This is a genomic window from Luteimonas fraxinea (genome assembly GCF_021233355.1).
In the GTDB taxonomy this organism is placed as follows: Bacteria; Pseudomonadota; Gammaproteobacteria; order Xanthomonadales; family Xanthomonadaceae; genus Luteimonas; species Luteimonas fraxinea.
In genome coordinates this window covers 1,974,357-1,987,997 of sequence record NZ_CP089507.1, presented here as the reverse complement: position 1 = coordinate 1,987,997, position 13,641 = coordinate 1,974,357, and the positions used below count along the sequence as shown (strand labels likewise).

Here is a 13,641-nt window from a genome sequence, read left to right as displayed (position 1 = left end):
TCGGTTCGCTGTCTGGCCGGGAGCGCGGCATCCGTGCGCGGCGTCCGGAGCACCGGTCGCACGCGGCAGGAATGGGCCGCAAGGGCGGAATTATAGCAGTTCGGGCCCATCTCTCCGGCCGGTGTTCCACGTGGAACACGGCGCGGGCCAAAGGGCCGAAACTGCGTCACGCGATGTTTCACGTGGAACCTGAGCGCACTCGACTGGGCGAACTCAACAGCTGGACTCAAGCCTGGCTGACGACGCCATGTTCCACGTGGAACGTCATCGCGTCTTCGAGCACCTCGACCGGCCAATGCTCCGGACGCTCGGTGCCTGTGATCAACACCTGCGCGCCCGCATCCCGCAAATACGCGAGGACCTGTCGCTGGTGATGTCGATCCAGCTCCGAGGCCAGGTCATCGAGCGCGATCACTGGCCATCGGCCCTCGAATCGGTCGGCGCAGTCCCGGGCCTGCGCGAGCAGACAGCACAGCGCAGACTGTTTGGCCTGGCCGCGCGACAGCAGCGACTGTTCGGGTCGGTCGTCGAAACGGATCCGCCAGTCGGCGCGATGCGGTCCCACGCTGGTATGGCCTGCTGCGCGATCGCGATCGCGGGCCACGATCAGCGCGTCGGCCAATGACAGCTCCTGGCGGCGCCAGCCGGGCAGGAACACCAGCTCCGGCGTGCCGAGGGCCGGCGCCACCTGCGCGGCAACCGCCTGCACCGCGAGCTGCAACCGCTGCAGATACGCCTCGCGCCGGGTATCGAGCTGTAGCGCCGCGTCCGCGAGCTCGTGATCCCATGCATCGAGCTGCGAGCCACCGGCGCCGGACTTCAGTAGGGCATTGCGCTGCCGAAGCGCCCGTGCATAACGGCGCCACTGCTGCAGGAAGTCTTGTTCCACGTGGAACAGTCCCCAATCGAGGAACCGGCGCCGCACTTCGCTGCTGCCGGAGATCAGCGCGTGGCTGCCGGGCTCGAAGGTGACGACCATCAGCGCGGCACACAGATCGCCGAGCTGGGCGACGTCCTCGCCATCCAGGCGGCCGCTCCAGTCCTGACCGGTATGGCGAAGCCCGGCACGGCGAATGCGATCCGGATGCGCAGGATCCTCGCGCCACTCGGCGTAGAGCTCGACCGCGTCGCGCCCGCGCTGCACCAGTCCATCCCGCACCCGTCCGCGGAAGCTGCGGCCGTAGGCCATCAGGTGCAGCCCCTCGAGCACGCTGGTCTTGCCGGCGCCGTTATCGCCCAGCAGCAGATTCAGCCCGGGCCCTGGCCGCAGTGAGGTGGGTTGCAGATTGCGCACGTTGTGGAGGTCGAAGCGGGTGATCTGCACGGAAATCCTACGGGTGGCTTTCTTAGCGCCTGCAGCGACGGGCGCAGTCGCGGGCCGAAACGGAAGACGCCCGGCAAGCCGGGCGTCGTGTTCCACGTGAAACAAGTGTGGGCGACGGGCGCCCAGTCTACCGATGGCGTCAGAGACGCAGCGGCATCACCACGTGACGGCTGCGCTCGTCGGTCGCCTCGCGCACCAACGCAGACGAGTTCGCATCGCGCAGCTTCAGGATCACCTGTTCACCGCGCAACGCAGTCAGCGCATCCAGCAGATAGTTCACGTTGAAGCCGACGGCCAGGTCATCGACCTTGGTGTCGGCCTCGACTTCCTCGTGGGCCTCTTCCTGCTCGGGGTTATGCGCATTGATGCGCACGGTGCCCGGCGAGACTTCCAGCCGCACGCCGCGGTACTTCTCGTTCGACAGGATCGCCACGCGCTGCAGCGCGGCGCGCAGCAGTTCGCGGTCGATCGTGACTTCTCGGTCGGCGCCGATCGGAATCACGGCCTCGTAATCCGGGAAGCGGCCGTCGATCAGCTTGCTGGTGAAGGTCACATCGTCACGCTTGACCCGCAGGTGGTTGCGGCCGAGTTCCAGTTCCAGGGTCTTGTCGCCGCCTTCGAGCAGGCGCTGCAGTTCGGTCACGCCCTTGCGCGGCAGGATGATCTGGCGCTTGGTCTGGACCGCCGTCTCCAGCGTCGTCTCGCACAGCGCGAGGCGGTGACCATCGGTCGCCACGCAGCGCAGGCGGGTATCGCCGAGATCGAACAGCAGGCCGTTGAGGTAGTAGCGGACGTCCTGCTGCGCCATCGCGAACGCGGTGCGCTCGATGAGTTCCTTGAGCGCGGCTTCCGGCACCGCGATGCGGTCAGTGGCTTCGACCTCGTCCACGGACGGGAAGTCGCCTGCCGGCAGGCTCGACAGCGTGAAGCGGCTGCGACCGGCCTGCACGGTGATCTTCTCGCCGGACTGGGAGATCACGACCTTGCTGCCGTCGGGCAGTGCACGAACGATGTCGAACAGCTTGCGCGCCGGAATCGTGGTCTCGCCGTCCTGGGCATCGTCGACCGCACGACGCGAGACCATCTCGACTTCGAGGTCGGTACCGGTCAACGACAGCTGGCCGTCCTGGACCTGGACCAGCAGGTTGGCCAGCACGGGCAGGGTCTGGCGGCGCTCGACGACGTTGACGACCTGGGCCAGCGGCTTGAGCAGTGTTTCGCGTTGGAGACTGAAACGCATGTCGGTGTTATCCCCTTGTCCCGTGCTTTTATAAAAAGGATATAAATCTAAAAATGGTGGTGCTGGGTGAGGCCAAAATCGGTTGGTATCTACTGCAAACCACTGAATCGATTGCGTTTTTCAGACCTCCAAACCCGGTGGACAGTGCGGTGTGGAGTGGTGGATCAAGCTGTGGACAACTTTCGACCCCTCAAGTTGTCCACAGGCTCTCCACCTCCGGTCCCCCTGTTGTGCAGGGCCCGGCGATGCACAGCTTACTCGCTGAGTTTACGGATCAGCTTGTCCCAATCCTCGCGCAGTTTGCCGTCGCTTTCGATCAGCGTGCGGATCTGCCGGCAGGCATGCAGCACGGTGGTGTGGTCGCGGCCCGCGAAGGCCTCGCCGATCTCCGGCAGGCTGTGTTCGGTGAGTTCCTTGGACAGTGCCATCGCCACCTGACGCGGACGCGCCAGCGAGCGCGTACGGCGCTTGGAGAGCAGGTCCTTGATCTGCAGGCCGTAGTAATCGGCCACGACCTTCTGGATGTTGGACATGCTGATCGCCTGCTGCTGGGCGCGCAGCAGGTCGCGCAGCGTCTCCTGGGCGAATTCAACGGTGATCGCCCGGCCCATGAAGTTCGCACGTGCAGCCAGCGTATTGAGCGCGCCCTCGAGATCGCGCACGTTCGAGTGCATCTTCTTGGCCAGCAGGAACGCCACGTCGTCCGGCACCTGGGTGCCGCGTTCGGCGGCCTTGGCCAGCACGATCGCCGCGCGGGTCTCGAAATCGGGCGGATCGATCGCCACCGACAGGCCCCAGGCCAGGCGCGACTTCAGCCGCGGCTCCAGGCCGTCCACCTCACGCGGATAGCGGTCGCAGGTCATGATGATCTGCTGCTTGCTGTCGAACAGCGTGTTGAAGGTGTGGAAGAACTCTTCCTGGGTGCGGTCCTTGCCGGCGAAGAACTGGATGTCGTCGATCAGAAGCGCGTCGATCTGGCGGAACTGGCGCTTGAACTGGTCGGACGTCTTTTCCTGGATCGAGCGGAAGAACGCGCTGTAGAACTCTTCCGAACGCAGATACAGCACGCGCGCACGCGGATTGGCCTGACGCATCGCATTGCCGGCGGCGAACATCAGATGGGTCTTGCCCAGACCCGTGCCACCGTAGAGCAGCAACGGGTTGTGGGCGCGGTCGCCCGGCTTGAGCGCTGCCTGCCAAGCGGCGGCACGTCCCATCTGGTTGCTGCGACCCTCGACGAAGTTGTCGAAGGTGTAGTGACTGTCCATGTTGCCGGCGAAGGCTTCGATCGGCGCGGCGGATTGGGCGCGCGCATCGCCACCCGACAGCGAGGTCGCGGACGGCGGCGCAACCGCACGCGGCAGCGAGCCGACCTGCAGGCTCACATCCTCGACGCCGGCGAAATGCGCCAGCAGCTCACGGATACGCGGCATGTAGCGCGCCTGCACCTCGTCGCGGACGAAGGCATTGGGCGCGTAGAGCACGGTCGAGCGGTCGTCGGCGTGGGCCTGCAAGGGCTTGAGCCAGGTGTGGACATCCTCGGCCGGAAACTCGGCTTCGAGGCGTTGTAGGCAGCGGGGCCAGGCATCCATCATGCGGCGGAATTCGACAAAGCGGGCGCCGCCACGCAGGTGCGCGGCAAGGTCGCCGGGGAAGGGCACGCAGACTATCATGTCGCCGCCCGAGGCCCGGCCCTGCGCGGCCTCCGCCGACGCGACGCACGCACTGGCTTGACCGGCCCCGTACCGGGCCGCTAGAATTTCCGGTTCTATTCGTCACGTTGCCCGAAGGGCTCGACCATGGCTACCAAGCGCACCTATCAGCCCAGCAACCTCAAGCGCAAGCGCGACCACGGTTTCCGTGCCCGCATGGCGACGGCCGACGGCCGCAAGATCCTCGCGCGTCGCCGCGCGAAGGGCCGCAAGGTCCTCTCGGCCTGAAGCCCTCCGGGTCGGTGAGTCGCGTCTCCGCACTCCCGACCCGTTCTGCAGCGCAGCTTCCATGACCGCCGGTGTCCGCTATCCGCGGCACGTGCGTGTGCGCGCGCGTGCGGATTTCGATCGAATCTTCGCCAGTGCGACGCGGACCGCGTCGCCGATGCTGGCCGTGCACCTGTTGTCCGAAGAAGGCCCGGCGCGTCTGGGCCTCGCGGTCTCGCGCAAGGTCGACAAGCGCGCCGTCGGTCGCAACCGGATCAAGCGCGTGCTGCGCGATGCCTTCCGCCTGATGCAGCCCCAGCTGGCGCCGGGCAGCTATGTCGTCGTGGCCCGTCCGGCCGCGGCGCAGGCCGACAATCCCGCCTTGCGCGCTGCCTTCCTCAATGTGTTGCGGCGCGCCCGCGCGTTGCCGCCGTCATCTGCGGCCGGCACAATGCCCGCCTCCCCGATTCCATCCACGCCGGTGTCTTCCGGCGCATGAGCCTGCCTGCCTGATGAACCAGATCCGTACTTTCCTCGTCCTCGCCTGGCTGATGGTGGCCGTGTTGTTGTGGATGGAGTGGGGCAAGGAAAAGACCGCAGCCGCGACCCAGCCGCAGACCAGCGCCGTCCAGGCGTCGCCGTCGGTCACCGTGCCTGGCGCCGCCGCCGGCAGTGCCGCCGTGCCGACCGCGCCCACCGATGCCGCGCCGGTGCCGCCGGCCCCGGGCGCCGCGCCTGTATCCGCTGCTGCCGCACCTGCCGCGCGCCAGGTCGTCGCCCAGACCGATGTGTTGCGGGTGGTGCTCGACGCCGGCAACGTGATCGAAGCCGATCTGCTGGCGTATCCGCAGACCCGCGAAGACGGTGCGCCGCCGGTGCGGATGTTCGACACCGATCCGCTGCATTACTACGCCGCGCAGACCGGCTGGGTCAGCAGCAGCAATGCCGCGCCGAGCCACGAGGGCCAGTTCGTGCCCGAAGGCACCGCGACGTCGGCCGTGCTCGCGCAGGGTGAGAACACCGTCATCGTGCCGTTCGTGTGGACCGGCGCCGACGGCGTGACGATCCGCCGCAGCTTCGTGCTGACCCGCGGCGACTACGCGATCGAAGTCCGCGACGAAATCGTCAATACCGGCACAGCCGCGTGGCAGGGCTTCCCCTACCGCCAGCTGATCCGCACCGCGCCGGCGGTCAAGCGCGGCATGACCAATCCGGAGTCCTACAGCCTGACCGGCGCGACCTGGTTCGGCAGCGACATCGGTTACAGCCGTCGCCAGCTGGGTGACTTCGAGAGCGACGGTCCGCTCAATGCGAAGGACAGCCAGATCTGGATCGCGATGGTCCAGCACCACTTCTTCAGTGCGTGGATTCCGCGTCCCGACGACACCGGCACGATCTCGATGCAGATCGATCGCAGCACCGGTGCGCCGCGCTATCTGATCCGCGAGTTCGGTGCGCCGATCGCAGTCGCCGCTGGCCAGCAGGCTTCGACGACCGCGCGTCTGTGGGTCGGTCCCAAGCAGGTCGACCTGATCCAGGCGCAGGGCGTGCGCGGTCTCGACCGCGTCGTCGACTACAGCCGCTTCTCGATCTTCGCGATGCTCGGCGAAGGCCTGTTCTGGGTGCTGGCCAAGCTGCACGGCCTGATCGGCAACTGGGGCTGGTCGATCATCGGTCTGGTGCTGCTGGTGAAGCTGGCGCTGTATCCGCTGTCGGTCGCGCAGTACAAGTCGATGGCGAAGATGCGCAAGTTCCAGCCGCGCATCGCCCAGCTCAAGGAGCGCTACGGCGACGACAAGCAGAAGTTCCAGCAGGCAATGATGGAGCTCTACAAGAAAGAGAAGATCAACCCGATCGGCGGCTGTCTGCCGGTGCTGCTGCAGATGCCGGTGTTCTTCGCGCTGTACTGGGTGCTGCTCGAGTCGGTGGAACTGCGCCACACGCCGTGGATGCTGTGGATCCAGGATCTGACCGCGCGCGATCCGTACTTCATCCTGCCGGTGCTCAACATCGCGATCATGTGGGCGACGCAGAAGCTCACGCCGATGGTCGGCATGGATCCGATGCAGGCGAAGATCATGCAGTTCATGCCGCTGGTGTTCGGCGCGATCATGATCTTCTTCCCGTCCGGTCTGGTGCTGTACTGGGTCACCAACGGCGGCCTCGGCCTGCTGCAGCAGTGGTGGATGATCCGCCGCTACAGCGAGGCGCCGGCGAAGGCCTGACGGCCGCGCTGACGCGATCTCCACGAGCCCGCCGCATGGCGGGCTCGTGCGTTGAGGAGGAACGACATGACGACATCGACCGAGACCATCGCCGCGATCGCCACTGCGCCCGGCGCCGGCGGCGTCGGCATCGTGCGTCTGTCGGGCCCGGCCTCGCTGTCGATCGCGCGTGCGGTCTGCGGACGCGCCCTGCGCGCGCGGCATGCGCACCACGTCCGCTTCCGCGACAGTGATGGCGCGGTGCTGGACGACGGCCTCGCGCTCGCGTTCCCCGGCCCGGCCAGCTACACAGGCGAGGATGTCGTCGAGCTGCAGGCGCACGGCAGTCCGGTCGTGCTGCAGCAGTTGCTGTCGCGCTGTCGCATGCTCGGCGCGCGGCTCGCCCGGCCCGGTGAGTTCAGCGAACGCGCGTTTCTCAACGGCCGGCTCGATCTCGCGCAGGCCGAAGCCGTCGCCGATCTGATCGCGGCAGGCGACGAACGCGCCGCGCGTGCCGCCCGTCGCGCACTCGACGGCGTGTTCTCCGATCGCTGCGAGTCGCTCGCCGCCGAGCTGCTGCATCTGCGCGTCTACGTCGAAGCGATGATCGATTTCTCCGACGAGCCGATCGACACCCTCGGTGGCGACGAGGTCGCGCGTCGTATCGATGCACTCGCCGTGTCGCTGTCGCAACTGCTGGCGGAGGCCGAACAGGGCCGGCGTCTGCGCGACGGCCTGCATGCGGTGATCGTCGGTCCACCGAATGCCGGCAAGAGTTCGCTGCTCAATGCGCTGGCCGGCGTCGACCGCGCGATCGTCACCGACATCGCCGGCACCACGCGCGATCTGCTGCACGAGACGCTGCGCATCGGCGGGGTCGAACTGACCCTGGTCGATACCGCGGGCCTGCGCAGCGAAGGCGACGCGATCGAGCGCGAAGGCATGCGCCGCGCACGCGCCGAACTGCAGCGCGCCGATCTTGCGCTGGTGGTGCTCGATGCGCGCGATCCGGAGGCGGGTTGGGCATCGGTGGAAGACGCCATTGCCGATGTGGCGGACCGCATCGTCGTGCACAACAAGACCGATCTGCTCGCAGCCGACGCAATGCATTTGCGCGATGCCGTGCAGGTCTCCGCGCGCACCGGCGTCGGCCTCGACACACTGCGCGACGCGCTGCAGTCGCGGCTCGGCGGCGACACCCTCGCAGGCGAAGGCGCGTTCACTGCGCGGCAGCGGCATGTCGACGCATTGCGCGACGCGGCCGACGCGGTCGACGACGCGCGCGGCACGCTGGCCGCGCAACATCTCGAACTCGCCGCCGAATCGTTGCGCGTCGCGCACGATGCGGTCGGCGCGATCACCGGGCGGATCCTGCCCGACGATCTGCTCGGACACATTTTCTCGAGTTTCTGCATCGGCAAATAGCCGGCAACCGCAGCGCCGAACAGGCGACATCGACGGCGATCGGGGCGCCAAGATTCGTGATCGCGTCGACAGCCTGCGCGCCCGGCCAACCCGCAAGCATTGACAAATCGTCTCCGCTGACGCGTTCTACGCACTCTTGCGGACATGCATCCTTGGGGAAAGATGATGGTCTCGAAGATTCCGACGACCCGTCGCGCGTCCAGCGCGCGGCTGGCCGCCGCCGTGGGTCTCGCCTGTGTACTTGCCGCCTGCGGGCGTAGTGACGAGGCCGAAGCGCCTGTCGCCGCCGCGCCGGGCGCGGTCACCGCGCAGGCCAGCCAGCAGGCCGCCGCGCGTCAGCAGGCGGCCGACGATGCGATCGCCGGGCTCTCGGTCGACGAGCTGCGCAGCGCAGGCGCGGCCGCGTACCAGGAAAGCCGGCTGTATGCGCCGGCCGGCGAGAACGCGATGGAGTACTACCTCGCGTTGCGCGAAAAGCAGGCCGGTGACGCCGCCGCATCGAGCGCGCTGATCGACCTGCTGCCGATGAGCGTCATCGCCACCGAGCAAAGCCGCGACCGCGGCGACTACGCCGAAGCGCGTCGTCTGCTCGGCCTGATCGAACGCGCCGACAGCAAGCATCCCGCGCTCGAGCGCCTGCGCGCGAGCATCGCCACGTCCGAGGAACAGGCCGCGGCCCGCGTCGAGCAGCAGAAGCTGACCGCCGAACAGGAAGCCCAGCGCGCGCAGACCGTCGAACGCGAACGCGCAGCGCAACAACAGCAGCAACAGGCCGCCGCCGCGCAGCAGCTCGCGCAGCAGCAGACCGCGACCGACCAGGCGGCCCGCGAAGAGGCGGCCCGTCAGGCCGCCGCCCGTGAAGAAGCCGCGCGCCCGCAGCCGGCCCGCCCCGAACCCGCGCCGCAGGAAACGCCTGCGCCCGCACCTGCGGCACCCGCGCCGGCTGCTGCGCCCGCACAGCTGCGTCCACTGAGCACGCCCGCCCCGCGCTATCCCGCCGACGCCTTACGCGCCGGCACGAGTGGCGAAGTCATGGTCGAATTCACCGTCGGCGTCGACGGCTCGGTCAGCAACGCCCGCGTGGTCCGCGCCGATCCACCGCGCACGTTCGATCGGGAGGCGTTGGCGGCGGTGCGGCGTTGGCGGTTCGAGCCGGTACCGGCGCCGGTGACGACGCGGCGGACGATCGGGTTTGCGCCGACGGCGAATTGATTCGGCGCTCTGCTTTTGCTTTTGCTTCGTCTCCCGCTTTCTGCACCTGCTTTTGCATGAGCGAAACGTGCCGATGCTGATCGCAGACCCGTAGGGCGCCGCACAGGACGTGCGGCGTTTTTCGACCGAGCCAGGATGGCGAGTCGAAAAATCCCGGAACGAATGACTGGCCGGGTTTGCTCCGTCGGGGCTGGCCGTTTTCTTTGGTTCCGTTTCTTTTGGGCCAGCAAAAGAAATGAACCCGCTCGCCGCAAGGCGAGTGGAAGCGTTTGATCTTGCTTCTCGCCGTGAGAGCGAAGCGGAATAGCAACGTCAGACGCTTTCGTCCGCTGACGCGGCCGAGTTCATTTCTTTTGGTGGACGCCAAAAGAAACGGAACCAAAGAAAAACGTCTCCCCGACACGTCCACAGCCCGCGGCTCTTAGCGCACCGGGATTTTCCGACTCGGCATCCTGCCTCGGTCGGAAAACGCCGCCCATCCATGGGCGGCGCCCTCCGGGTACGCAGGTGCATCGCGGCATCACGTACAGCCGCGTCACGCGTTGAGGCGTCTGACGAGTACGCGCAAGAAAAAGCCCGGCAGATGCCGGGCTTTCTTATGAAGGCGAAGGCTGCCGTCAGCCGGCAACTGCCAACTTCTCCTGCCCATAGCGCCACACGGCCAGCAGCCACAGCGCCGCAGCCAATGCCAGGCTCGCCCCCAGATACACACCCCACACTTCCGGCGCGATCGGTTCGGCGCGGATGATCTTCAGCAGCAGCTGGTTCTGTGCGAGGAACGGCACGGCGAACTGCCACAGCTCGGTCTTGATCGGGTTGATCATCAGCACGAAGCTCGGAACCATCGGCAGCAGCATCAGCCAGACGATGTGGCTCTGGGCTTCCTTCATGCTCTTGGCGGTCGCGGCGAGGAAGGTCAGCAGCGACGTGCCGACGAACAGCATCGGCAGCAGCACCAGCAGCATCTTGCCGATCGCGACGAAGCTGACGTCGAGCATCCGCGAGGCGCTCGTGCCCATCTGCGCGCTGATCTTGAAGGCGAGCAGGGTGAGCAGCAGCGAGACCATGCCGATGATGCAGGCGGCGGCGATCTTGCCGCTGACGATCGCGCCGCGCGAGGCGGGGGTGGCCAGCAGCGGTTCCAGCGACTGGCGTTCGCGTTCGCCGGCGGTGGCGTCGAGGATCAGATACGAGCCGCCGATGAAGCTCGACAGGATCAGCAGATACGGCAGAAGGATCGCCAGCAGGATGCCGCGCTTGGCTTCCTCGGTCGCCGTGTCGCGTGTGCCGACTGCAACCGGCTGCACCACCGACGGATCGATGCCGCGGGCGAGCAGGCGCAGGGCGCCGACCTGCTGGCCGTAGGCGGTGATCGCATTCCGCACACGACGCGTCGGCGTCTCGGCGTTGCGGCGCGTGCTGTCGCTGATGATCTCGACCGTCGCCGGACGACCGGCGTGCCAGTCCTCGGCGAAGCTCGCCGGAATCTCGATCGCCACGTCGATGTCCTGGCCGGCGATCGCCGCGTCGAGATCCGCCGGTGCATCGACGGCCTGGATGCCGAGCGTCGCCAGATGCGCGACGAGATTGGGCGCGTGTTCGGCGCCGATCACCGGCACTTCCAGCACGCGGTCCTGTTCGGTCTTCATGCGCTTCTCGGCCATGAAGTTCATGCCCAGCATCAGCAGCGGGTACATCAACGGGCCGAGCAGCAGCGCCATGAACAACGTGCGCCGGTCGCGCGCGATGTCGAGCAGCTCCTTGCGCACCACGCACCACATCCATTTCATGTTGCTCATGCCAGCAGGCCCTCCTCGGAACCGATCGCACTGACGAATGCGTCTTCGAGATTCGGCTTGCCGAAACGCTCGCGCAGTTCGTCGGCGGTGCCGTCGGCGACGACGCGGCCCTTGGCGACGATGACGATGCGATCACACAGCGCGGCGACCTCCTGCATGATGTGGCTGGAGAAGATCACGCAGCGGCCGTCATCGCGCAGCTTGAACAGGAATTCGCGCATCGCGCGCGTGGTCATCACGTCCAGGCCGTTGGTCGGCTCGTCGAGAATCACGTTGCGCGGGTCGTGCACCAGCGCGCGGGCGATCGCGGTCTTGGTGCGCTGGCCCTGGCTGAAGCCTTCGGTCTGGCGGTCGAGAATCTCGCCCATGTCGAGCTGTTCACTGAGCACGCGCGTCCGATCAAGGATTTCCGCCTTCGACAGACCATGCAGCTCGCCGAAGTAGCGGATGTTCTCGCGTGCGGTCAGGCGCTTGTAGACGCCGCGCGCATCGGGCAGCACGCCGAGCACGCGACGCACCGCGGCCGGATCCTGCGCGGCGTCGATGCCGTCGACCAGCACGCGGCCGCTGTCGGGCTTCATCAGCGTGTAGAGCATGCGCAGCGTCGTCGTCTTGCCGGCGCCGTTGGGACCGAGCAGGCCGGTGATGCGGCCGTCCTCGGCGACGAAGTCGACGCCGTCGACGGCCTTGACCGTGCCGGTCTTCGTCTTGAACGCCTTGTGCAGTTGCTGGGCCGTGATCATCGGCGGAGCTCCGGAAGAAAGAGGGAAGTCGACAGGCGCGGCGCGGTCACGGCGACCACCCGTTGAAGCTGATGAATGGCGGCACCGGACGCATCGCATCCAGGCAGGTGGCGTCGAGCGCCTTGGCATCGGTCGATTCGATGAACTGCGCGAGCAGCTTGGGCGCGCAGCCGAGCGCGAACGTGCCGTGGCCCTGACCCTTGAACACCAGATGGCGTCCGTTGGGCAGACCGGCCAGCACGCGCTCGGCATACGCGGGCGGCGTCACCGGGTCGAGTTCACCCGACATCAGCAGCGCGGGCACCTCGGACTGCAGCGCCGCGGTGTGGTTGGCCGGCGGCGTGCCGGTGGGCCAGGTGCGGCAGGCGCCGAAGAACATGCTGGCGACACCGGGACCGAGGATCGTGTCCGCGACGCGGCCGTCTTCGCGGTAGCGGCCCGCGTCTTCGGCGCAGATCACCGACCACTGCATGCCGCGCGTCATCTGTCCGCCCACGTTGCTGTACATGAGTTGCGACAGCGACATCAGCGGACCGTAGCGGCCCTGCGCGGCTTCATCGAGGATCAGCGGCAGCAGCGATGCGGTCTGCGGCGCGTACGAGAACAGGAACGCGAGGCCGGTCACCGTGTCCGGCGTGACCACGCCATCGCGCTGCGCGCCAGTAGTCGGATCGCGATAGGTCACCGGCGCCGGCGTCGTCTGCAGCGTCGACAGCACGCCGCGCAGTTGTGCCTGCAGATCGGTCGGAAAGCGTTCGCGGCAAGCGGCGTCCTGCGCGCACTGCTTCGACTGCAAGCTGAGCGCATCTTCGAAGGTGTGCGCGAACTCGCCGCCGACGACCAGATCGTTCGGCGCCACGCCGTCGAGCACGATGCTGCGCGTGTGCTGCGGATACGCCATCGCATACTGCTGCGCCACGCGCGTGCCGTAGGAGCCCCCGACCAGATTCACCTGTTCGGCGCCGAGCGCGGCGCGCACGGTGTCGAGGTCGCGGATCGCGTTGGCCGTCGTGTAGAAACGCGGATCCGCGCGGTCTTCCAGGCCGGCCAGGCATCGGCCGACGTAGGCGTCGAGCGCGGCGTCGTCGGGCGCGGTCAGTGCATCGAGTTCCATCGCCTCGCCATCGGCATCGGTGCAGGTCAGCGGATTCGAACTGCCGGTGCCGCGCTGGTCGACCAGCACGATGTCGCGCTGGCGGCGCACTTCGCGCAGGCCGTTGTTGATCTGCGCGGCCAGTTCGGTCGCCGCCTGGCCGGGGCCGCCGGCGAGGAAGAACACCGGATCGGCGGTGCCGCCGTCGTTCGAATCCGCCGGCAGCCACGCGATGTTGAGACCGATCTTGCGGCCTTCCGGTGCGTCGGGATTCTCCGGCACTTCGAAGGTCGCGCACTGCGCTTCGACGCGCGTGGCGGCGTTGCCGCCGTCGAGCGTGCAAGCGTGGAACGGGATCTGGCCGAACATGCGCGCCGGTCGCGCGCCGTCGCCATCGGCGGGCGCTGGTGTACCGCCGCTGCAGCCGGCGAGCGTCGCACTCGCGGCCAGCGCCAGCAGGGAAAGCCTCGTTGCTGTCATGGAACGTCCTCGAACAGGAAAATGGATTCGATGGGCTCGGCGAACTCGCGCGCGATCCGGAACGCCAGCGGCAGGCTGGGGTCGTACTTTCCGGTTTCGATCGCGTTGATCGTCTGTCTCGATACATCCAGACGGTCGCCGAGCTGTGCTTGTGACCAGCCGCAGGCCTCGCGCAGTTCGCGCACCCGGCTCTTCATCCGCG

The 13,641-nt window shown here is 67.5% G+C and carries 12 protein-coding genes; 5 read left to right on the top strand and 7 right to left on the bottom strand.

Annotation, left to right across the window (positions count from 1 at the left end; genetic code table 11):
* Positions 1–226: 226 nt before the first annotated feature.
* From recF to dnaA, 3 genes are all read right to left on the bottom strand, one after another.
* On the bottom strand, positions 227–1,324 hold the full coding sequence (gene recF / locus LU699_RS08860; protein WP_425491214.1) for a DNA replication/repair protein RecF: 1,098 nt from the start codon (positions 1,322–1,324) through the stop codon (positions 227–229).
* 139 nt (positions 1,325–1,463) lie between these two features.
* A complete protein-coding gene (gene dnaN / locus LU699_RS08855) occupies positions 1,464–2,564 on the bottom strand; it encodes a DNA polymerase III subunit beta (RefSeq protein ID WP_159681201.1) in 1,101 nt (366 codons plus the stop codon).
* Positions 2,565–2,818: 254 nt separating this feature from the next.
* Positions 2,819–4,156 carry a chromosomal replication initiator protein DnaA gene (gene dnaA, locus LU699_RS08850; protein ID WP_232136593.1) on the bottom strand — a complete coding sequence of 446 codons (1,338 nt, stop codon included), beginning with the start codon at positions 4,154–4,156 and terminating at the stop codon, positions 2,819–2,821.
* A gap of 207 nt (positions 4,157–4,363) precedes the next feature.
* On the opposite strand from dnaA, the gene rpmH reads away from it, so the two are divergent.
* From rpmH to LU699_RS08825, 5 genes are all read left to right on the top strand, one after another.
* Positions 4,364–4,504, top strand: coding sequence for a 50S ribosomal protein L34 (gene rpmH, locus LU699_RS08845; RefSeq protein ID WP_047138036.1), 141 nt, complete (start codon positions 4,364–4,366; stop codon positions 4,502–4,504).
* 61 nt (positions 4,505–4,565) lie between these two features.
* A complete protein-coding gene (gene rnpA, locus LU699_RS08840) occupies positions 4,566–4,982 on the top strand; it encodes a ribonuclease P protein component (protein WP_232136592.1) in 417 nt (138 codons plus the stop codon).
* A gap of 13 nt (positions 4,983–4,995) precedes the next feature.
* On the top strand, positions 4,996–6,708 hold the full coding sequence (gene yidC / locus LU699_RS08835) for a membrane protein insertase YidC (protein ID WP_232136591.1): 1,713 nt from the start codon (positions 4,996–4,998) through the stop codon (positions 6,706–6,708).
* Positions 6,709–6,774: 66 nt separating this feature from the next.
* The gene (gene mnmE / locus LU699_RS08830) at positions 6,775–8,112 is read left to right on the top strand and encodes a tRNA uridine-5-carboxymethylaminomethyl(34) synthesis GTPase MnmE (RefSeq protein WP_232136590.1); all 1,338 of its coding nucleotides are present in this window, start codon (positions 6,775–6,777) and stop codon (positions 8,110–8,112) included.
* 144 nt (positions 8,113–8,256) lie between these two features.
* Positions 8,257–9,324, top strand: coding sequence for an energy transducer TonB (locus LU699_RS08825; protein ID WP_232136589.1), 1,068 nt, complete (start codon positions 8,257–8,259; stop codon positions 9,322–9,324).
* Positions 9,325–9,941: 617 nt separating this feature from the next.
* Here LU699_RS08825 and LU699_RS08820 read toward each other — a convergent pair.
* The 4 genes from LU699_RS08820 to LU699_RS08805 are packed head-to-tail and all read right to left on the bottom strand — an operon-like array spanning position 9,942 to position 13,636.
* Positions 9,942–11,123: an ABC transporter permease gene (locus LU699_RS08820; protein ID WP_232136587.1), complete on the bottom strand. Its 1,182-nt coding sequence runs from the start codon at positions 11,121–11,123 to the stop codon at positions 9,942–9,944.
* Positions 11,120–11,866: an ABC transporter ATP-binding protein gene (locus LU699_RS08815; protein ID WP_232136586.1), complete on the bottom strand. Its 747-nt coding sequence runs from the start codon at positions 11,864–11,866 to the stop codon at positions 11,120–11,122. The genes LU699_RS08820 and LU699_RS08815 overlap by 4 nt, the downstream gene beginning before the upstream one ends.
* 46 nt (positions 11,867–11,912) lie before the next feature.
* On the bottom strand, positions 11,913–13,439 hold the full coding sequence (locus LU699_RS08810) for an alpha/beta hydrolase (RefSeq protein WP_232136584.1): 1,527 nt from the start codon (positions 13,437–13,439) through the stop codon (positions 11,913–11,915).
* A complete protein-coding gene (locus LU699_RS08805) occupies positions 13,436–13,636 on the bottom strand; it encodes a helix-turn-helix transcriptional regulator (protein ID WP_232136582.1) in 201 nt (66 codons plus the stop codon). The genes LU699_RS08810 and LU699_RS08805 overlap by 4 nt, the downstream gene beginning before the upstream one ends.
* Between the last annotated feature and the right edge of the window lie 5 nt (positions 13,637–13,641).

Excerpts from the sequence above, each read along its gene's own strand:
- LU699_RS08820 (WP_232136587.1), bottom strand. The coding sequence starts at position 11,123 with ATGAGCAACATGAAATGGATGTGGTGCGTGGTGCGCAAGGAGCTGCTC.
- LU699_RS08825 (WP_232136589.1), top strand. The coding sequence starts at position 8,257 with ATGCATCCTTGGGGAAAGATGATGGTCTCGAAGATTCCGACGACCCGT.
- LU699_RS08815 (WP_232136586.1), bottom strand. The coding sequence starts at position 11,866 with ATGATCACGGCCCAGCAACTGCACAAGGCGTTCAAGACGAAGACCGGC.
- dnaN (WP_159681201.1), bottom strand. The coding sequence starts at position 2,564 with ATGCGTTTCAGTCTCCAACGCGAAACACTGCTCAAGCCGCTGGCCCAG.
- LU699_RS08810 (WP_232136584.1), bottom strand. The coding sequence starts at position 13,439 with ATGACAGCAACGAGGCTTTCCCTGCTGGCGCTGGCCGCGAGTGCGACG.
- mnmE (WP_232136590.1), top strand. The coding sequence starts at position 6,775 with ATGACGACATCGACCGAGACCATCGCCGCGATCGCCACTGCGCCCGGC.
- LU699_RS08805 (WP_232136582.1), bottom strand. The coding sequence starts at position 13,636 with ATGAAGAGCCGGGTGCGCGAACTGCGCGAGGCCTGCGGCTGGTCACAA.
- yidC (WP_232136591.1), top strand. The coding sequence starts at position 4,996 with ATGAACCAGATCCGTACTTTCCTCGTCCTCGCCTGGCTGATGGTGGCC.
- dnaA (WP_232136593.1), bottom strand. The coding sequence starts at position 4,156 with ATGGATGCCTGGCCCCGCTGCCTACAACGCCTCGAAGCCGAGTTTCCG.
- rnpA (WP_232136592.1), top strand. The coding sequence starts at position 4,566 with ATGACCGCCGGTGTCCGCTATCCGCGGCACGTGCGTGTGCGCGCGCGT.
- rpmH (WP_047138036.1), top strand. The coding sequence starts at position 4,364 with ATGGCTACCAAGCGCACCTATCAGCCCAGCAACCTCAAGCGCAAGCGC.